16 protein-coding genes are annotated in these 19079 nt (G+C 63.1%); 4 read left to right on the top strand and 12 right to left on the bottom strand.

Annotated elements, in window-relative coordinates:
- A partial coding sequence (locus ACN0S5_RS23125) for a hypothetical protein (protein WP_417211575.1) occupies positions 1–197 on the top strand: 197 nt, incomplete at its 5' end.
- Between the two features lie 51 nt (positions 198–248).
- Here the strand turns inward: ACN0S5_RS23125 and ACN0S5_RS23120 are convergent.
- The 6 genes from ACN0S5_RS23120 to ACN0S5_RS23095 form a co-directional block, all read right to left on the bottom strand.
- Positions 249–1829, bottom strand: a complete 1581-nt coding sequence (locus ACN0S5_RS23120; RefSeq protein WP_417211574.1) for an ABC transporter substrate-binding protein — start codon at positions 1827–1829, stop codon at positions 249–251.
- A 22-nt stretch (positions 1830–1851) separates the two neighbouring features.
- Positions 1852–2862: an ABC transporter ATP-binding protein gene (locus ACN0S5_RS23115; RefSeq protein WP_417211573.1), complete on the bottom strand. Its 1011-nt coding sequence runs from the start codon at positions 2860–2862 to the stop codon at positions 1852–1854.
- Positions 2855–3907 (bottom strand): ABC transporter ATP-binding protein, encoded by a 1053-nt coding sequence (locus ACN0S5_RS23110; protein ID WP_417211572.1) that lies wholly within the window; start codon positions 3905–3907, stop codon positions 2855–2857. Before ACN0S5_RS23110 ends, ACN0S5_RS23115 begins: the two co-directional genes overlap by 8 nt.
- The gene (locus ACN0S5_RS23105; protein ID WP_417211571.1) at positions 3904–4737 is read right to left on the bottom strand and encodes an ABC transporter permease; all 834 of its coding nucleotides are present in this window, start codon (positions 4735–4737) and stop codon (positions 3904–3906) included. Before ACN0S5_RS23105 ends, ACN0S5_RS23110 begins: the two co-directional genes overlap by 4 nt.
- A gap of 38 nt (positions 4738–4775) precedes the next feature.
- Positions 4776–5750: an ABC transporter permease gene (locus tag ACN0S5_RS23100; RefSeq protein WP_417211570.1), complete on the bottom strand. Its 975-nt coding sequence runs from the start codon at positions 5748–5750 to the stop codon at positions 4776–4778.
- A gap of 129 nt (positions 5751–5879) precedes the next feature.
- On the bottom strand, positions 5880–6809 hold the full coding sequence (locus ACN0S5_RS23095; protein ID WP_417211568.1) for a 3-keto-5-aminohexanoate cleavage protein: 930 nt from the start codon (positions 6807–6809) through the stop codon (positions 5880–5882).
- A gap of 301 nt (positions 6810–7110) precedes the next feature.
- Here ACN0S5_RS23095 and ACN0S5_RS23090 point away from each other — a divergent pair, with 301 nt between their 5' ends.
- Positions 7111–8058, top strand: a complete 948-nt coding sequence (locus ACN0S5_RS23090) for a LysR family transcriptional regulator (RefSeq protein WP_417211567.1) — start codon at positions 7111–7113, stop codon at positions 8056–8058.
- Positions 8059–8071: 13 nt separating this feature from the next.
- Here ACN0S5_RS23090 and ACN0S5_RS23085 read toward each other — a convergent pair whose 3' ends face one another.
- From ACN0S5_RS23085 to ACN0S5_RS23060, 6 genes are all read right to left on the bottom strand, one after another.
- Positions 8072–8602, bottom strand: a complete 531-nt coding sequence (locus tag ACN0S5_RS23085) for a gamma carbonic anhydrase family protein (RefSeq protein WP_417211565.1) — start codon at positions 8600–8602, stop codon at positions 8072–8074.
- A gap of 34 nt (positions 8603–8636) precedes the next feature.
- Positions 8637–9944, bottom strand: a complete 1308-nt coding sequence (locus tag ACN0S5_RS23080; RefSeq protein ID WP_417211563.1) for a TRAP transporter large permease — start codon at positions 9942–9944, stop codon at positions 8637–8639.
- Positions 9931–10473 carry a TRAP transporter small permease subunit gene (locus tag ACN0S5_RS23075; RefSeq protein WP_417211561.1) on the bottom strand — a complete coding sequence of 181 codons (543 nt, stop codon included), beginning with the start codon at positions 10471–10473 and terminating at the stop codon, positions 9931–9933. The genes ACN0S5_RS23080 and ACN0S5_RS23075 overlap by 14 nt, the downstream gene beginning before the upstream one ends.
- On the bottom strand, positions 10470–11537 hold the full coding sequence (locus ACN0S5_RS23070; RefSeq protein WP_417211559.1) for a C4-dicarboxylate TRAP transporter substrate-binding protein: 1068 nt from the start codon (positions 11535–11537) through the stop codon (positions 10470–10472). The genes ACN0S5_RS23075 and ACN0S5_RS23070 overlap by 4 nt, the downstream gene beginning before the upstream one ends.
- Positions 11538–11775: 238 nt before the next feature.
- Positions 11776–14079 (bottom strand): hydantoinase B/oxoprolinase family protein, encoded by a 2304-nt coding sequence (locus tag ACN0S5_RS23065; protein WP_417211558.1) that lies wholly within the window; start codon positions 14077–14079, stop codon positions 11776–11778.
- Positions 14076–16181, bottom strand: a complete 2106-nt coding sequence (locus ACN0S5_RS23060) for a hydantoinase/oxoprolinase family protein (RefSeq protein WP_417211556.1) — start codon at positions 16179–16181, stop codon at positions 14076–14078. Before ACN0S5_RS23060 ends, ACN0S5_RS23065 begins: the two co-directional genes overlap by 4 nt.
- A 270-nt stretch (positions 16182–16451) precedes the next feature.
- Here ACN0S5_RS23060 and ACN0S5_RS23055 point away from each other — a divergent pair, with 270 nt between their 5' ends.
- Together ACN0S5_RS23055 and ACN0S5_RS23050 are read left to right on the top strand one after the other, a co-directional pair.
- Positions 16452–18191 carry a CocE/NonD family hydrolase gene (locus ACN0S5_RS23055; protein WP_417211555.1) on the top strand — a complete coding sequence of 580 codons (1740 nt, stop codon included), beginning with the start codon at positions 16452–16454 and terminating at the stop codon, positions 18189–18191.
- 64 nt (positions 18192–18255) lie between these two features.
- On the top strand, positions 18256–19008 hold the full coding sequence (locus tag ACN0S5_RS23050) for a hypothetical protein (protein WP_417211553.1): 753 nt from the start codon (positions 18256–18258) through the stop codon (positions 19006–19008).
- Positions 19009–19079: the final 71 nt, after the last annotated feature.

Below are 19079 nucleotides of genomic sequence, written 5' to 3'. Positions count from 1 at the left end.
TGGGAACCGTTCCAGACAGTATCGCCAGATTGCATTCGTCAAACCCGGACATCATCATTCTGGACCTGCCGATCCAGATCCCCCCGTTGCAACTTTACATGCAATGGCATGGGAGCCGGGAGGCTGATCCATCAATAAGATGGCTGCGACAAGTTATAATGCAGACTGCGCATGAATTGGGGTATCGCCCGAAATGACGATTACGGCTGGCGCCAAAGTGGATCCGGCGCCAGCTGCATTTGCGGGTGTCAGGCAGGTTTCGCGGTGGCGAAGTCTTCCATGATGACGTTCCAATGAGTGTAGACGTCCGTGACGAATTCGTCATGCGAAAAGCCGACGGCATCGTATGAACAGATCGGTAGAACCGGCAGGTCGTCCCAGATCTTCGACTGAATCTCGTCGTAGATGGCCTTGCGCTCTTCTGGGCTTCCGGCGAGGCGCTGCTTGTCGAACAGCGCATCGACCTCCTTGTTCACATAGCCCGAGTTGTTGGTGAACGGCTTCGGCAGGATGTTGTTCGAGTTGTAGAGCCGTTCGACCCCGAAGCTCGGATCGGGCCCGAGTACGTAGCTGTTGATGATGATATCGAAATCTCCCTCGATATATCCTTTCTGGATCACGGCGCTGGTTTCGAGCGGGGTCCGATCGACCTCAATGCCAAGGGGGCGCAGGTTCTCGGCCATGACGTCAGCGATGCTGCCGATCTGGCTGAACACGTTCTGCCACATCACGCGCAGCGTGAAACGTTTGCCGTTGGCGTCCTTGGTAACGCCGGCCTCGTCGAGCAGGGCTTCGGCCTTTGCGGTGTCGAGGGAATAATCCTCCAGCTCGGTATTGTAGAGCGGAGAGGCGGGCCAGATCGGTCCGTTCATCGCATGGGAGATCTCGGGCAGGATGTTTTCGCGGATGAAGCTCCGGTCGATCGCATGGGCCAGCGCGCGGCGCACGCGCACGTCGTCTAGGGGCTTGTTGCGCATGTTGATCACGGCCAGATAGGCACCACCGGGCGCGGGGAAGCTCTTCATCGTGACGCCGGGCATCTCACGGAACCGGGTGATGTCGGTAAAGGGGATCGACAGCACGTTGATCGCGTCGATCTCCTTGTTCTCAAAGGCGGCAGACCGCGATACCGGATCCGGCATGATCCGGAGAAGCAGCCCGTCCATGCCGGGGGCCTCGCCGAAATACGCCTCGTTGCGGGTGTATTCGATCTTGTTGCCGATCTCGTGCGCGACGAATTTGAACGGTCCGGTTCCGACCGGCGACTTTCCGACCGGATTGGTGTTGAAGTCGGTCCCTTCCCAGAGGTGCTTGGGCAGGATCGGGCCGAGCGCGAAGGGCTGGGCGAGGAAGACCACGTTCGGCGCGGAGAAGGTCAGTATTATCGTCTTCGTATCGGGGGCCTCGACCGAGGACAGCGTGGCATAGGCGTTCTTGGCGATCGAATTGTGAACGGACAGCATTTCCTCAATGGTGAACTTCACATCCTCCGCGGTGAAGGGGGTACCGTCGTGCCATGTCACATCGTCACGCAGCGTGAAGGTGAACGTCTTGCCATCCTCGGACATGGACCAGTCAGTTGCGAGATCGGCCGCATTGGTGCCGTCGATGTCCTGCTTGATCAGCCAGCTATAGACCGGAGTGGAGGCAATGATGCCCTCGATATTGGTCGAGACTGCGGGGTTGAAGGCCGCCGGATCGTTGTTGATGACGGTGACCAGCAGTTTCCGGCCCTGAGCGCGGACCATACTTGCAGGAAGTGTGGCGGCAGCAAGTCCCGCGCCGGCCAGCCCCATGAACAATCTGCGGCTGATATCACTCGGTGTCATTTTCTGGTCTCCTTGTTGGGTATCATCTTGTTTTGGCTTCCGGTGTTCCCGGCGCCTCAGGCGCCAGGTGACAGGCCGCCTGCTGGCCGCTCGCGGTCGACTTCAGCTGCGGCACGAGGCGAGTGCAGACCTCGGTCGCGATCGGGCAGCGGGGGGCGAAACGGCAGCCCGACGCTCCGGTCTGCGTCGTGGTGGTCGCCATGCCCTTGATCATCTGCACCCGCGCCCGTTCGCGCTGGACGTCGGGGATCGGGATCGAGGACGTCAGCAACCGGGTATAGGGGTGCTGGGGCCGGTCGTAGATGGCGTCGGTATCTCCGATCTCGACGACACGACCGCGGTACATGACGGCGATGCGATCCGAGACGTGGCGGACCAGGGCGAGATCGTGTGCCACGAACAGGTAGGTCAGCCCGAAGTCCGCCTTCAGGTCCTGCATCAGGTTGACGATCTGCGCCTGGATGGACACGTCCAGCGCAGACACCGGCTCATCCGCGATGATGAAGCGCGGCTTGATGATGAGGGCTCGGGCGATGCCAACCCTCTGCCGCTGGCCGCCGGAAAAGCTTGACGGATAGCGGTCCAGTGCGCTGACCGGCAGACCACATGCGGTGATCGTCTTGCGGACCAAGCGTTCCGCTTCGACCCCCGAGGCCACGCCGAAATTGCGCAGGGGTTCCATCAGGCACTGTCGAACCGTCAGGATTGGGTTTAGCGAGGAATAGGGGTCCTGAAACACCATCTGGGTATCGCGCCACAGACGCAGCAGTCCTCGCCGGTCGCTGCGGTCCAACGGCGACCCGGCAAACCTGACCTCGCCCGCCGTGACTTCTTCCAGCCCGGCAAGCAGCCGTCCCATGGTCGATTTGCCCGAGCCGCTCTCGCCCACGAGGCCCAGGGTCTCGCCGGGGCGGATGTCGAAGGAGACATCGTCTACCGCATTGGTCACGGCACGATTGAGGAACGATCCGGTGGTGTAGACCTTGCGGAGGTTGCGCACCGTGACCAGCGGGGCGTTTTGCGTGTCAAACATTGTCCCGAACGCTCCTGTCGATGGACCGCATCCCAATAAAACACCGGAACTTGCCGCCCTGCCCGTCGTCGGCAAGGGCGGGTTCCTCGGTGCGGCAGCGGTCGATAGCGAACGGGCATCGCGGGTGAAACCGGCACCCCTCGGGCGGGTCAGCGGGATCGGGTGGCGTCCCCTCGATCGACGCGAGCCGCTCGCGGGGATCCCCGAGATGCGGCACCGATTTCAGCAGCAGCCAGGTGTAGGGATGCTGCGGATCGCCGAGCACCTTCTCGACCGGTCCTTCCTCGACGATCCGCCCCGAATACATCACGGCGACACGGTCGCAGAGGCTGGCCACGACGGCGATGTTGTGGGTGATCAGGACGATCGAAGTCCCGAGCTCCTGGTTCATCGTGCGCAGCAGATCGAGAACCTGATCCTGCACGGTCGCATCGAGCGCGGTCGTCGGTTCGTCCGCGATCAGCAGCTCCGGCGAATTGGCCAGCGCCATCGCGATCATCGCGCGTTGACGCATCCCGCCCGAGTAGGACGACGGATAGTCCCAGGCCTTGGTTTCGGGGGTCACGATACCGACCTGCCGCAGCAGCTCGACCACCCGGTCACGCAGTGCCTGACCGCGCAATGCGGAATGAAGGCTCAGGGACTCCGCGATCTGCGCCCCGACGGTCTTGACCGGGTTGAACGAGGTCATCGGATCCTGGAACACCATGGCCGCCCGACCTCCCCGGATCTTGCGCAGGGCCCGGTCATTCATCGTCAGGATCGGCTCTCCCTCGAAGGTGACGGTACCGCCGACGGTCGAGTTTGTCGGCAGCAGCCGGATGAGCGACCGGGCCGTCAGCGATTTTCCCGAGCCGGATTCACCGACGAGCCCCAGGATCTCGCCCGCATGGACATCCAGGTCGACGTCCTCGACAACCTTATAAGGACTACCGTCGGACCGCCGGAAACCGATGCTGAGCGCCGCGATCGAAGCGACCGTTCGAGACAGGCTCACGCTGTCGGATCCCGCCTCGGGCGATTGGACAAAGGTCTGTGCGGTCATGAGCCCACTCCTGGCAGACGGTCGGAGAAGCCGTCCGACACGAGGTTGAGCCCCACGATGGCCAAAGCCAGGGCACAGCCGGGAAACAGGCTCATCCACCACGCCTGCCGCAGAAAGCCCTGACTGTGGTACAGCATCTGGCCCCAGGAGGGGTAAGACGGATCCCCGAGGCCGAGAAAGCTGAGTGATGCCTCAGCCAGGACCGCGACCGCCACCTGCATCGCGCCGCTGACAAGCAGGATCGGCAGGATGTTCCCCAGTATCTGCTTGCGGATCAGCCGGACATAGCTGGCCCCGGACATGATTGCGGCCGACATGAAATCCTCGTTTCTCAGCACAAGGGTCTGGGCGCGGACCAGACGGGCCGTCGGCGGCCAGCTGAGGATCCCGATCACGAAGATCACATTGCCGATGCTACCTCCGACCATCGACACCACAACAATCGCGACCAGAAGGCGGGGAACGATCTGGAAGACCTCGGTGAACCGCATCAGCGCCTCGTCGATCATGCCGCCGGAAAATCCTCCGACGACACCGATCACCAGCCCCATCCCGACCGCGATCAGGGCGGCGAACAGTCCGACCAGCAACGAGACCCGTCCGCCGTAGAGCACGCGGGCAAAGACATCCCGCCCCAGATCGTCGGTACCGAACACGCCGCCCGCGCCCGGCGGCACGAGCGTCGCCTTGGTGATCGCCATCGGGTCCTGCGTGGCGATCAGCGGCGCGAGCACGACCAGCAGAATGATTGTCACCAGAATTACCGCACCGACCCGTGCGGAGCCCGGCAGGTGACCCGGCACGCGCATGAAGCGGAAGAGCGTGGGCATCTGCCCGGTTCGGGTATCTTGTGATGTCTGCATCTCGGTCAGGACCTCAGGCGCGGATCGGCGATTGCGCAGAGCACGTCGGTCAGGGCGTTCACCACCACGACCATCACCGCCGTAAAAATGAAGGAGCCGGTGAGCAGCGGAAAATCCCGCTTGAGGATCGCGTCGTAGAAGAGGCGTCCCAGTCCCGGCCAGGAAAAAATCGTTTCGGTCAGCACCGCACCGATGATGACGGTGCCGAATTCGACCCCCACGATGGTGATCGTGCTGACCACGGCGACGCGGAAGGCGTGAAACCAGGTGACGGCCGCAGGCGAGACGCCCTTTGCCCGCGCGACGTTGACGTAGTTGCGACCGAGGACGTCGATCATCGACGTCCGTGTGATCCGCGTGATCATCGCCATCAGGTAAAGCGCAAGGGCCAGCGTCGGCAGCACCATGTGATGCGCCACGTCCATGACATGCGAAAGGCCGGTGTAGCCCATTCTCGGATTGTCGTAGCCTCCGACCGGGAACCAGCCCAGCTGGATCGCGAAGGCCAGTATCATCAGCTGACCGACCCAGAACACCGGTACCGAAAACCCGACCAGCGCGACGCTTGTGATCATGCCGTCGCGGAACGAACCGGGCTTGTGCGCGGACCAGACGGCCAGCAGAACGCCGACGATCGTGGCTAGGACCATCGCAGCCCCCGCCAGCAGCAAGGTGGCGGGAAACCGGTCGAGGATGACCTCGAACACGGGGCGGCGGTAGTAGATGGACTGGCCGAAATCCAGCGACGCCGCTTTCTTCAGATATGTCAGATATTGCGTGAGCAGCGGCTGATCCAGCCCATAGGATTGCCGGACACTCTCCAGGTAGGCGTCGCTCGGCGCGTCGCCACCTGCCAGCGCATAGGCGGGATCACCCGGTGCCAGGCGGATCAGGAAGAAGGTCAGCGTCACCACGAGCAGGATCAGCGGGATCGCCGCCACCAGTCTGAGCGCTAGCATTCGCGAGATGGATTGTAACATTGGTCCCCTTCGGTGAGCTGCCAGTGACACCAAGCATGAGACCGTCGCGTCATGCCGCAAACCGTAAAAAACAAGATAGGTTCGATAACAGTTTGGGCATGGCGCTGCGCTGAGCGGACGGCAGGCGCGTCAGAAGTTCACGTTGGCGCTGCCTTTCAGCTTCAGACGTGAGCGGGCTTCTTCGGGCGTGGCGATCGCATAACCGAGCTCGGTCAGGATGGTGCTGATCTTTTCGACCTGCTGCGCATTCGACGAGGCCAGCTGACCGCGGCCGATGTAGAGCGAATCCTCCAGCCCCACCCGCACGTTGCCGCCCAGCATGGCAGATTGGGTCGCATAGGGCATCTGGTGGCGACCCGCGGCGATCACGGACCAGATGTAATCCGTTCCGAACAGGCGGTCGGCCGTTTCCTTCATGAACATCAGGTTGCGGTGATCCACACCGATGCCACCGAGGATGCCGAAAATGGACTGCACCATGAACGGCGGCTTGATCAGCCCGCGATCGACAAAATGGGCGAGATTGTAGAGATGCCCGATATCATAGCACTCGTGTTCGAACCGGACGCCGAGACCGTCGCCGAGCGTTTCGATGACATAGGCGATGTCGCGGAAGGTGTTGGGGAATATCACCCCTTCCGTGGCTTCGAGATAGGGTTTCTCCCAGTCGTGTTTCCAGCTGTCGTAGCGGGCCGCCATGCCGTGGATCGCGAAGTTGAACGACCCCATGTTGAGCGAGCACATCTCGGGTGCGAAAGCCTTGGCTGCGGCCAGACGCTCGTCGAGCGTCATGCGCGTGCTGCCGCCCGTCGAGATGTTCAACACCGCGTCGGTGCCGTCCTTGATCTCGGGCAGGAACTCCGCGAAGCGGTCGGGCGCGGACTCCGGTCGGCCGTCTTTCGGGTCGCGCGCGTGCAGGTGGATGATCGCCGCACCCGCCTTCGCCGCCGCGATGCTTTCCGCTGCGATCTGCGCGGGCGTGATGGGCAGGGCCTCTGACATCGTGGGTGTGTGAATGCTGCCCGTGATGGCACAACTGATGATAACGCTGTCTGGCACGACGGCCTCCCTTGATAGTTTCGCGGTCACGTCGACGACGGACCTTCTCGACTGTCGGAGGGGCATGGGCGCGGCGCTGTCTGGCCTGTGCCGAACGGCGATCGGGTGCCGGAACCGCCTCCTCCGGAAGTCCTTGGCCGGACAAGGATGGCAGATCGCCGGGCGCGCGGGGTCTGCAGGAAAATCCATGTGTGCCATAACGCTGTCGGCATTGCCGACGCCGCCCGGATGGAAAGGGGATATAACATTTGACGTTCATGAACGCCGGTGCGACATAACGTGAAAAGGATGGGATATCGACATGGCACAACTTCCGGTCAACGTGAACCACTGGCGGAATTTCCTGCGGGTCGCGGATATCGGCAGTTTCAGCCGTGTCGCCGAGATCTATGACATCGCCCAGCCCGCGATCAGCCGCCAGATGAAATCCATCGAGGATCTTCTGGGCGTCGAGTTGTTCAACCGGTCCGTGCAGGGCGTGACCCTGACCGACGCGGGCCATGTGTTCTACGAGCGTGCGGCGTCGATCCTGGGCCAGCTGGAAGATCTGCAACAGGAAATCTCGGATGTTACCAAGGTTCCGACGGGCTCCATCACCGTCGGCTTGCCGGCCTCGCTTGTTCCGCTGCTCGCGGCGCCGCTGGTGCTCTACGTCAAGAAAGAGCTGCCGAAGGTGTATCTCAACATCGTCGTGGGGACGGTCGGGCTGATCACCGAGGCGCTGGTGTCGAAGCGGTGCGACCTTGGCATCCTGTTCAACCCGGTCGAAGAGCCCGCCCTGATGTCGCAAAGCGTGGCCCGTGATCCGCTGGTGCTGATCGGGCCGCAGGGCGGGGGGCTGTCGCCGGATCGCCCTTTCACGCCCATGGACTTCAAGGATCTGCCGCTCATTTTCCTGGGCAAGGAAAATGGCATCCGCAAGCGCGTGGTCGAGGCTTTCGCGCAGGAGGGGATCGTGCCGAAGATCCACTTCGAGATCGAAAGCACCTCGATCATCCAGCTCGCCGAGGCGGGGATCGCCTATTGCCCGCTTCCATCGGCAATTCTGGCGGACAAGGGCTATGCGACCCGGACGTGCCACTGCTTCATTCCGGGCATCACGATGACCTGGTGCCTGTCGCGCCTGAAGTCAGAGCCCGCGACCCCGCAGGTGCATCTGGTCGAGACCTGGCTGAAACAGCAGATGAAGCACGAGATCGACGCCGGCAACTGGAAGGCGTCGTTCCTGGCCAGCCGCGCGGCGCTGTGACGGGCGAGAGAGGTCAGGGGACGGGCTTCAGCGTCTCGCGAAAGCGCCTCATGTTCGCCTGATAGTGGTCTGCCGAGGCCTGCAACCGGGCAACCCAGGATGCATCGAGCTGGCGCACGACCCGTGCCGGCGCACCAAGAACCATAGAATTGTCCGGGACTTCGGTGCCTTCGGTCACAAGCGCCCCGGCGCCGATCACGCAGTTCCGCCCGATCTGCGCACCGTTCAGCACGATGGCGCCCATGCCGATCAGCGTGCCGTCTCCGATCCGGCACCCGTGCAGCATGGCCTTGTGGCCGACGGTGCAGTTCATGCCGATCGTGGCGGGAAAGCCCGGATCGGAATGGATCACCGTGTTCTCCTGGATGTTGGTGCCCTCACCGATGGTCATCGGCTCGTTATCGCCCCGCAGCGTTGCGCCGAACCAGACCGAACAGCCGGCTCCGAGGATGACGTTGCCGATGACGTTCGCGTCGGGCGCAATCCAGTGGTCGCCGCCCTCGGGGAGCTGAGGCGAGATGTTTCCCAGGGCATAGACAGGCATTGCGCCCTCCTGTGTCGGTAAGGTCAGGGCGCCGTCAGTAGACGAGGCCCGTTGCGATCGACGGAACCGCGACGACTGCCGCCAGCACGCCGAGCATGATGAGGATGAACGGTGCCGCCCCCTTGAAGATGTCGCCGAGCGTGATGCTTTGATCCTCCAGCGTGGCCTTGATGACGAAGACCGACAGGCCGAAGGGCGGTGTCAGCAGACCGACTTCGATTGCGATCAGGGTCACGATTCCGAACCAGACCAGATCGACTCCCATCGGGACGATCACCGGCATCATCAGCGGCACCATAATCAGCATGATCGAGGTGCTGTCGAGCACCATGCCGAGCGCGATCACGATCAGCAGATACATCGCGATGAGGCCGAGATAGGACAGATCCGCATCCGTGGCGAAAGAGGCCAGCCCCGCAGGCAGCCCCGAGAACGCCAGCATCCGTGAATACATCTGTGCCGCGATGATCAGGAAGCAGACCGAGGCCGTCACGAGCCCGGTCTCGATCAGGATGCGACGCAGCGCCCCGAAGTCGAGCGCCCGCTTCATGAAGCCGATCGCAAGCGCCCCGATAGAGCCCATGGCACCGGCTTCGACCGGGGTGAACAACCCGCCGTAGATCCCGCCGAGAACCAGGAGGATCAGGGCAGAGATCGGAACCGACTTGGCCAGCAGTTCGCGGAATGTCAGGGCGGGGATGTCGGTGTCGTCAGGCCGCCCGACGTAGGACGGCCAGAACCGCGCCATCAGCATGATCCCGGTGACAAAGGCGGCGGACAGCAGAAGTCCTGGACCCACGCCCGCCATGAAGAGGTCGCCGATCGACTGCTCGGTGATGATCCCGTAGAGGATCAGCAGCAGCGACGGTGGAATGAGCATCCCTAGCACCGAACTGCCGGCCACCACGCCGACCGCGAAGCGCGGGGTATAGCCATGACGGACCATCTGCGGAACCGCGATCTTGGTGAAGACGGCGGCCGAGGCGATGGACACCCCGGTGATCGCGGCGAAGATGGCATTCGCTCCGACCGTGCCGATGCCCAGCCCGCCGCGTAGTCGCCGGAAGATCGTGTTGGCCACATCGAAGGCATCGCGCCCGAGCCCGGATTCCGACACGATGAACCCCATCATGACGAACAGCGGGATGACGCCAAAGAAATAGCTGGCGACGGCCTCGTTTGCCGCAATCGCCAGCATCTTGCCGGCCAGCAGGGCCGAGCCCTTGATCGCCCAGACACCGCCGAACGAGCAGACGATCAGCGCAATCGGAACGTAGAGGCCGAGCAGGACGAGCACGCCCATGGCGGCGAGGGCAATCATGCCGATCTCAATGGGGGTCATGTGCGCCTCCGTGGCGTCTCAGGATACAGGCCAGAAACTGAAGCATCAGCGTGGCGCCTCCGACGAGGATCGCCAGCTTGACCGGCCAGGTGGGGATCGTGACTTCTCCGACGGCGCCGATGAATTCGTTGCGGTCCCAGGCGCGCCAGAAGATCGGCCATGTCGTATAGAGGATGACCCCGACGACGGTCACGCTCACCAGGTCGAAGACGGATCGCAGCCATTTCGCGAACCGGGGCAGGCGCTGGAACAGGAGCCCGTCCATCGCATCGCTGCGGGTCAGCCGTCCCGACCGCAGCACCTGCGGCGTCTGCAGGAAGACGATGGCCACGATCGAAAGGGTGACGATTTCCGGCACGCCCTTCAGGGGAACCCCGAACATCCCGCGCCCAATCACATCGGCGCCGATCAGCACCATCAGGCAGAAGATGAGCACCGATCCCGCGACGTTCAGCGTCTGGGTCAGCACGTCGAGCATTCGCAGCGAGACCGGGTCCCGCTGCGTGCCGCCGAGCATCTCGCCGGTCATTTCTTGTCCCAGTCGCGGAGCGGCTGTGCTCCGGCGTCGCGCATGGCGTTCATGTAGGCGTCGAGTACCGCGCTGCCCTGCTTGTTCTGCGCGTCGAGCTCCGACGCCCAGACCTTCGCCGCGTTGTCGATCCCGGCGGCCCATTGCCTGCGCATGTCATCCGTCGCGACGGTGAGGGTTGCGCCTTCTTTCTGCATCGCCTCGAGGCCGGACTTCACGTCCGCGTCGATCGAATCCAGGTACCAGGATTCGGCGGTCGAGGCTGCATCGGTGAGGGCTGTCTTCACCTCGTCCGGAAGACCTTCGTACCAGTCCTTGTTGGCACAGATCGCGCCGGCGAATTCAGGGCCGAAGCCGACCTTCAGTATGTTGGGCGCGACCTCGTGGTACTTGCCCGGAAACCCGGCGGATCCTAGTAGCATGGCGCCCTCGTAGACCCCGGTCTTGATCTCGTTGTAGTAGGTCGTGAGGTTGCCCGAGACGCCAATGGCCCCGGTCCCGGACAGCCAGTTCAGCGCAGGCCCCGCCGAGGCGATCTTGTGCCCCTTCAAATCGTCGAGCGTGGTGACCGGAAAGTTCGTGAAAACGAGGTAGTCGTCGATCGTGATATTACCGCCGAGGTAGACGAGGTCGTTGTCGGCCCATGCCTGTTGCATCGCCGGATTGTTGCGCTGGAGATCGCCCATCACCTTGTTGACCAGGCGGATGTCGTCCGAGGCGAAAGGGGTGTAGTAGGTGACGTTCTGCGGCGCCAGCTTGGCAGGGTCGAAGAGAGACAGGCAGATCCCGATCTCGGCCAGCCCCGCCTGCACGGTTTCCAGCTCTTCGCCGACGCCGGCGATGGATCCGCCGTATTGTTCGGTGAACGTCATATCGTGCCCGGTGCCCTCGAGCGCTGTCTTGACGGCCGGGATGTAGCTTTCGCTCATCATCTTGACCCATCTGAAAACCGGGGGATGTCCCGCCACCACCGTGACGTTGAAACTGTCGGCATGTGCCGCGAAGGCCGTCGTCACGGACAGGGTTGCGGCAATGCCGAGTATTGCGAATTTCCTGATATTCATAGTCTTCCTCCCTTTCATACGCGATATCTCAGCGCCATTTCCCCGATGCGCAAACCCCAATGGTGCGTCATCGGTACTCAATCCGGCAGGCGTCTGCCGGAATCACTGTCCGCAGCCGACAGGTTCCCGTCTCTCCCATTGGGGCTGTCGGTCTCGGGCGGGGTCGGTCCTGCGTCCGAGGGATCGCGGGATCCTAGGACCTGGCCGGTCCTCCGACGAACCGGCCAGGCAGCGGCTGTTACCTTTCGGGCAGTGACCGGATATCGACGTCGAAGTTCGGCGGTGCATTGTCCACGACCACCTCTGCGTCCAGTTGCTCTCCGCAGCCTGGACAGAAGAACTCGCGGAACGAGATCGCGTTGTCGACATGCAGGTGGGGGTCCCCGATCAGGGGATTGCTGGCCTGGATGTCGCGGGACTCGACGGTGCAGCCGGATTTGAAATTCGTCCCGAGGTCCGCAAGCCATGTGCCGCAGCAGGCACAGGCATAGAAGGCCCCGTCTGCATCCTCCCTGACATCGAGCGACGGCGTGATGCCCAGCCGAACCTGCCCGTCCCTCCGGGCGGGCTGTTTGTCATCGGGCGCACGACGCGCAGCCTTGAGACCGGCGCGCTTCGTCGCGGTCGCCGCGACATCGACCTTCCTGCGATCCGGTGCGAGCACCGCGCCGAAGATGGTCTCGGCGCTTTCCGGCGACACGGCAAAGTTCTCGATATCGGCCTCGATGTCTTCCGGGGCGCGCCGGAGCGGATCGCCGAAACCGCCGCCGCCGCACCAGCGGATCGCGAAGATGTCGTCTTTGGTCTGGGCGAAGGGCTCGGACCGCGGGGGCACCGGCCAGTGCGAGCCGCCGGCTTCGGTGATCGCGGCAGGCAGTCTGCCGTCCGCAAACCATGCCTGGACGTCAGTACCACGTACCAGATCCATCTGGTTGGTCATCGAGGGATACCCGCCCATCATGCCAAGCGACGACGGCAGGGCGGTTCCGGACGACAGGGCCTCATGCGTGATGACGTCCACATGGTGGGTCACCCAGCAGCTTTCGCCGCTCAGCCCGCCGCGATACTGACCGGCACCGCCGGAGTCGCAGCTTTCGCGACGATAGAGGTAAAGGATTGGGAACTGGTGCTCGGTGAACTCGACGTTCGGGATCTTCGAGATCGGCGTCCGCGACTGGCCCCCGGTCGAGATTCCGTCGCCGTTGGCGAAGGCCCCGATGGCCCCCGCCAGCATGTCGAGAACGACATATCCGAACTTCTCGCCGTGCTGGTCCATGCCGCGGTAGTTGGTCAGCGGCATCTGGCTCGACCCGCTCATGCCCAGAATGTCGGGGCGTAGGTCCGGGTTGGAATAAACCAGCTTGGCCAGCACGTTGTAGACCGGATAGAGGGCGATCTCCATTGCCTGCACCGGTGCGGTCGAGACCGAGGCCGGGAAGTTCGCGCAGGTGAAGGTGCCGGGTGTCGGGTCGAAGTTGACGTGCCGCAAGGCGCCGCCGATGGCGAAGTACTGATCCCAGCACAGCACCTGGTTGAGCACCACCATTATCGACCCGCGCCAGCCCGAATAGGTCGCGTTCATCGCGCCCATCTGTTCGGCCGTGCCCTCGTTCTCGAAGGTCAGCGTGGTGCCTTCCTTGATCATCCGGGTCATCACCGGATAGACGTTCCGATCGCCGATCGAGGCGCATTCGACGTATGTCCGTTCCTGATAGACGCCGTCGGGCAGGGTCGCGAGCTTGTCGAGAAAGGCCTTCTCGCCATTGTCGATGATCCGCTTCATGACACCCTTGACCACCCGCGCACCATAGCGGTCGATCAGTTTCTTCACCCTTTCGCGAGCCGCCGTGTTGCCGGCGATCTGTGCCCGCAGATCAAGCGAGACCATGTCGGGCCGCCGCGACGCGCGGACATAGAGCGCCTCGATGTCGGACCGCAGTTCGCCGCGTTCGACGATCTTGGTGGGGGGCAGCAGGATCCCCTCGTCATAGACGTCGCGGGCCGGGATGCAGAAGCTGCCCGGTGTCACGCCGCCGATGTCATACTGATGCAGGCAGTTGGTGACCCAGCAGAACAGCTCGCCCTCGTGGAAGACCGGGCACAGCAGCAGAACGTCGGACTGGTGCGCGGCGCCGACCCAGGGGTCGTTCGAGATGAACATGTCGCCATCCTCGATGCCCGGATTGGACGAACGGTTTTCCAGCGTCCATTTCACCTGGGTGTCGGTCACACCCGACATGTACTGCATGAAGGGCCCGAAATAGACGAATTCGGCGTCCTCCGTCAGGATCGAGGGATTGAGGTCGATGGCATAGACGGCCACCGGTGACCCGGAAATGCGCTGGATCGTGTTCCCGTGTTCCTCGTTGATGTTCCACAGATTGTGGCGGATCACCTCGAAAGTCACCGGGTCGATGTCGGTGTCGAACTCGCGGTGCAGCTTAAGCTTCGGATCGATCTTGAGCGTCTTCGGCGGCACATAAGGATGGTTGACGCCGTTGAAGTCTACGCCTTCGATCATGGAAAGTTTCTGCATGGTCATTTGGATCCCCCCTGGTCCGCAGTGATGTCGATCGAGAAGTTGCCCCACTGATCGAGCAGAAGTGTCTGACCGCTGTGCAGGGTCACGGACGTGTGGCTGGTCTCGATGATTGCGGGCCCTGCCACCACGCAGCCCGGCGTCATGGCGTCGCCGTCGTAGACGGGCACCTCGAACCGGCGTGCCTCGTCGGACCAGTAGACGCTGCGCCGACCCTTGAGGAAGGCGTCCGGGTCCGCGTCAGCCGGACAGTCGACCGCCGTGATCGACGGCTTCACGGTCTCGGAGCGGGCACGGCACCGGAAGGTGACCGCCTCGAGGCGGGACTTCCGGAAGGAGGACCCCTTGCCATAGAGCGCTTCGTAGCGGACGAAGAAATCCTCGATCAGGGTTGCAAGCTCGGCCTCACTCAGCCCCTCGCCGGGAACATTGACCTCGACCTCGTTGATCTGACCGCGATGCCGCAGGTCGATCGAGAAGGTCAGTCCGAAATCTGTGATGTCATCGGTCGCCATCTGTGCCCTGGCCCGGTCGGCAAGCGCCTTCAGCTCGGCGGCAATGGCACCGGCGTTGAAGGGCGAGGCCATGAGATTGGCGCTTTCGATCACATGCAGCACGTCTGCCGCGGCCGCCCCGAAGGCGCACCAGACCGACGCGGTCTTGCGCTGAGGGATGATCACCCGGCTGATTCCCGCCTCGCGGGCGAAGATCCCCGCATGAGCCGGACCCGCGCCGCCAAAGGCGAAGACGGTGAAGTCGCGCGGATCATGCCCCTTCTCGACGGTGGTCCGCCGGATGGCATCGGCCATGCGGAACTCCACGATCCGGCAGATCCCGGCAGCACATTCGTCGACGCCCAGGCCGAGGGGACGGCCCAGCTCGCCGATGCGGCGTGCGGCCTCTTCGCGGTCAAGTTTCATCTTACCGCCGGCAAAGGAATTGGGGTCCAGATAGCCCAGTACGAGGGCCGCATCGGTCACCGTCGGCACGGTGCCGCCGCGACCATAGCAGATCGGACCAGGGACCGACCCGGCGCTGTCGGGGCCGACGTGCAGGCTGTTCGTCCGCTCGTCCACCCAGGCCAGGCTGCCGCCACCGGCGCCGATAGCCTGAATGTCGATTTTCGGCAGGAAGTATTCGTACTGCTCCACGATGCTCTTGTAGGAGGACGCCCCCACGCCGTCGGAGATGAGACCGACATCGAACGAGGTGCCGCCCATGTCGGTCGTGATGATGTTCTTCAGTCCCATGGTCGCGCCCAAGAACTCCGACCCGGTGACGCCGGCCACGGGACCGGAATCCAGCGTCAGGAGCGGCGACATCATCGCCCGCTCGAGCGAGATGGTCCCGCCACCGCACTGGGTGATCTGAAGGTTTCCCTGGTACCCCAGATCCTTGAGGCGGCCGGAGACGTTGCGCAGATAGGTCGACGTGATCGGACCTATATAGGCGTTCAGCGCGGCGGCGGTGGTGCGCTCGTACTCGCCCCATTTCGGCACCAGATCGTAGGAGCTGGACACGAAGATATCCGGCGCGATCTCGTGGATAAGGTCGCGGACACGGGTCTCGTGACTCGGGTTCTTGAAGCACCACAGGAAGCAGATGGCGATCGCCTCGGCACCGGCCTCGACGAGCTCGGCGATGGCCTTGCGCGCGCCGGCCTCGTCCAGCGGGACCACGATGTTGCCATTGCTGTCGACGCGCTCGGAAATCCCGCGGATCATCCGCTTGGGAACTAGCGGCTGCGGCTTAAGGCCCTCGGAGAAATGCGACACCTTGCGGATGTTCTGCCCGGTGAGGCCGCGTGACCCGCGCATGATGTGGATGCAGTCTTCGTGACCCTTCGTGGTCAGGATGCCGACTTTCGCGCCGCGTTTCTGGATCAGGGCATTGGTGCCCACCGTCGTGCCATGCGCCAGGAAGTCGAGGTTCCGGCAAAGGTCATCAAGCGTGATCCCGAAGGTTTCAGCCGCATTGCCCAGGGCGTCGATGATGCCCGTTGAGAAATCCGGCGGCGTCGATGGCGCCTTGGCCGTTACGATCCTCCCGGCTTTGTCGGCAACCACCACGTCCGTGAATGTTCCGCCGATGTCGATTCCTGCCAAGTATCCCAAGGACACTCCTCCCTCTATTCAATTACGGGGGAAGGTTGGCAGAGGCGGGCCATGCCAAGAACATACAATAATCCGATCTTTAACATATCACATGAGATATGGCTTGCGAGGAGGCCGCCGCACCCCGGCTGGATCAACGGCACCGCCGCCGCCCGGCCTTATGCCGAACTTTGCATCCTTCCCATGATCAGTTTTGCAGTTGGCGCGCCCGCCGCCGCACGCATTATCCCGGTGAGGAATATCCGAAGTAAGGGAGAGACTATGCTTGAGAAGACCGAAACGAGGAACGGCCTCGTCGTCGACTGGAATGTTGTCATCCCCGCGCGCGACGGTCTCGAACTGCGCGCGGACGTGTATCGTCCGGTCGAGGAAGGCGTCTATCCCGTCATCCTGAGCTATGGCCCCTATGCCAAAGGCCTGCCCTTTCAGGTCGGGTACCCCGATGCCTGGGGCAACCTGGTGAAGGACAACCCGGAAGTGCAGGAGGGCTCTAGCTGCGATTTCGCGAACTGGGAGACCGTGGATCCCGAGAAGTGGGTCCCTAAAGGCTATGTCTGCGTGCGTGTCGATTCCCGCGGTGCGGGCATGACCCCCGGAAAGATCGACTATATGTCGCGTCACGAGCAGGAAGATTTCTACGATTGCATCGAGTGGGCCGGTGTCCAGCCCTGGAGCAACGGCAAGGTCGGTCTGGCCGGGATTTCGTATTTCGCAGCGAACCAGTGGCTTGTGGCCGGGATGCGCCCGCCGCATCTCGCTGCGATCTGCCCGTTTGAAGGGTGGTCGGATTACTACAGGGAAACCTGCCGCAATGGCGGCATCATGGGAACCTGGATGACCTACTGGGCTCCGCCGCAGATCCATGCGGTGCAGTACGGCCGCGGATCGAGGGCCGAGAAGAACCCCAACACCGGAGAAAGTGTCGCAGGGGATGTCGACCTGGACGAGGACGTCCTCGCCGCCAATCGCATCGATATCCGCCAGGCTATCCTGGAGCACCCGCTCGACGACGCCTATTACGCCGAGCGTCGCCCCGATCTCGCGAATATCGAGGTCCCCCTGCTGTCCTGCGGCAACTGGGGTGGGCAGGGGCTCCACCTGCGCGGCAATACCGAAGGCTACCTGGCCGCCGGGTCGCGACAGAAGTGGCTGGAACTGCATGGCTACCGTCACTGGACCGAGTTCTACACCGCCTATGGCACCGATCTTCAGATGCAGTTCTTCGACCACTTCCTCAAGGGGATCGACAACGGCTGGGCCGAGCGGCCTCCGGTCCTGCTCAAGGTTCGCCATATCGACGGCTTCGTCGAACGCAGCGAAACCGAGTGGCCGATCGCCCGCACGGACTGGATGCGCTTCTATCTCGACGCCGAGAAGATGTCGCTGTCGACGGAGAAGCCCGGCGCCTCCGCTACGCTGTCCTTCGCGGCGCTTGACGAGACGCTCACCTTCCGGTCCGCACCGCTGGAACAGCAGACCGAGATCACTGGTCCCTTGGCGGCCCGGCTTGCGGTCAGCTCCAGCACCGAGGACGCCGACATTTTCGTGAGCTTCCGGGTCTTTGCCCCGGACGGATCGGAACTGCTGTTTCCGGGGGCGAACGACCCGCGGGCACCGATGACGCTGGGATGGCTGCGCGCCTCGCATCGCAAACTGGACCCCGAGAAGAGCCTGCCCTATCGCCCCTACCACAGCCATGACGAAGAGCAGTTGCTGACGCCGGGCGAGGTCTACGGGCTGGACGTCGAGCTCTGGCCGACCTCCATCGTGGTTCCGGCCGGCTACACGTTGGCGGTGACTATCGGCGGGACCGACTACGATCACGGGCTGGAGACCACGACGTCGATCCTTGGCCTGCGGGACAGCGGTGTCGCGCCAATGGTGCACGACGATCCCACCGATCGCGCCGTCGACAGGTTCGGCGGTACGACCACGCTTCACTGGGAGACTGGGGAGGCGAATTCAATCCTGCTTCCGGTCATCCCGACCCGCGCCAGCTGATCGCGCAGCGGACCCGGCCTCGGATCAGCGGCCGGGTTCAATCCTCCATAATCAAGGAAAGCCCATGCGAATCTTTCGTGCGAACGACGTCCAGGCCGTCCACATCAACAACAACCCGGATTTCATTCACCGGCGGCTGGTGTCGCCCATGACCGAAGGCCCCGAGGGCGTCGATGTCGGGCTGAACACCTACAAGGGCGGGCATCGGTTCAACGGCCCTTATGCCTACAACACCGATGAATTTTGCTACATTTCCGAGGGAGTTGCGGAAGGCGAAAGCCACGGTGTCCCCTTCCGGGCAAGCCCTGGCATCTTTCTGTTCCGCGAAGCCGGAGCGCAAACGGACTTTTTCGACGTACCGCAAAGCATCGTAAATATCTGCGCCTTTGCCCCTGGACGCTTCGACATGGACAGTCACAGGCTGGCGCCTGAGGACTACGGTGACTGGGACGGTTCGCCGGGGCCGAAAAAGCTGCCGGTGCTGATCCACTACCAGGATGTGTCTCCAACCCGGTTCGAGCTGGCCGGGGATCAGGCCGGGCTGACCTATCGCAAGGTTTTCCATGCCGGCAACGGATCGTTGCACTGCGAGGTCGGGCATCTTATCATCTCGGCCAATACCATCACCGACATCACGCCGCCCGCGACAGACGAGGTCTGGTGGATCGAAAAGGGGCGGCTCTCGGTGACGGAGACTGGGAAGACCGAGTCCGCGGCGGCGCATGAATGCATTCATCTCGCAGCGGGCGGTCCAGCCCGGCGGATCGAGGCGCTGGCGCCCGTCACCTTGATCCGGCTTGCCACCCGGACCGGCTAGGCCGACGCCGGACACGATTCTGATCGTCCATGCCTCACAGGCTTGACCGCACCGACTACAAGATCCTCACC

The organism is Antarctobacter sp. (assembly GCF_048262615.1).
In the GTDB taxonomy this organism is placed as follows: Bacteria; Pseudomonadota; Alphaproteobacteria; order Rhodobacterales; family Rhodobacteraceae; genus Antarctobacter.
Note: the sequence above shows the minus strand (reverse complement) of the source record. Positions and strands in the feature narration are given on the sequence as shown.

Bases quoted from the DNA above. Each gene is read 5' to 3' on its own strand.
- ACN0S5_RS23120 (WP_417211574.1), bottom strand. From the start codon at position 1,829: ATGACACCGAGTGATATCAGCCGCAGATTGTTCATGGGGCTGGCCGGC.
- ACN0S5_RS23115 (WP_417211573.1), bottom strand. From the start codon at position 2,862: ATGTTTGACACGCAAAACGCCCCGCTGGTCACGGTGCGCAACCTCCGC.
- ACN0S5_RS23110 (WP_417211572.1), bottom strand. From the start codon at position 3,907: ATGACCGCACAGACCTTTGTCCAATCGCCCGAGGCGGGATCCGACAGC.
- ACN0S5_RS23105 (WP_417211571.1), bottom strand. From the start codon at position 4,737: ATGCCCACGCTCTTCCGCTTCATGCGCGTGCCGGGTCACCTGCCGGGC.
- ACN0S5_RS23100 (WP_417211570.1), bottom strand. From the start codon at position 5,750: ATGTTACAATCCATCTCGCGAATGCTAGCGCTCAGACTGGTGGCGGCG.
- ACN0S5_RS23090 (WP_417211567.1), top strand. From the start codon at position 7,111: ATGGCACAACTTCCGGTCAACGTGAACCACTGGCGGAATTTCCTGCGG.
- ACN0S5_RS23085 (WP_417211565.1), bottom strand. From the start codon at position 8,602: ATGCCTGTCTATGCCCTGGGAAACATCTCGCCTCAGCTCCCCGAGGGC.
- ACN0S5_RS23080 (WP_417211563.1), bottom strand. From the start codon at position 9,944: ATGACCCCCATTGAGATCGGCATGATTGCCCTCGCCGCCATGGGCGTG.
- ACN0S5_RS23075 (WP_417211561.1), bottom strand. From the start codon at position 10,473: ATGACCGGCGAGATGCTCGGCGGCACGCAGCGGGACCCGGTCTCGCTG.
- ACN0S5_RS23070 (WP_417211559.1), bottom strand. From the start codon at position 11,537: ATGAATATCAGGAAATTCGCAATACTCGGCATTGCCGCAACCCTGTCC.
- ACN0S5_RS23065 (WP_417211558.1), bottom strand. From the start codon at position 14,079: ATGACCATGCAGAAACTTTCCATGATCGAAGGCGTAGACTTCAACGGC.
- ACN0S5_RS23055 (WP_417211555.1), top strand. From the start codon at position 16,452: ATGCTTGAGAAGACCGAAACGAGGAACGGCCTCGTCGTCGACTGGAAT.
- ACN0S5_RS23050 (WP_417211553.1), top strand. From the start codon at position 18,256: ATGCGAATCTTTCGTGCGAACGACGTCCAGGCCGTCCACATCAACAAC.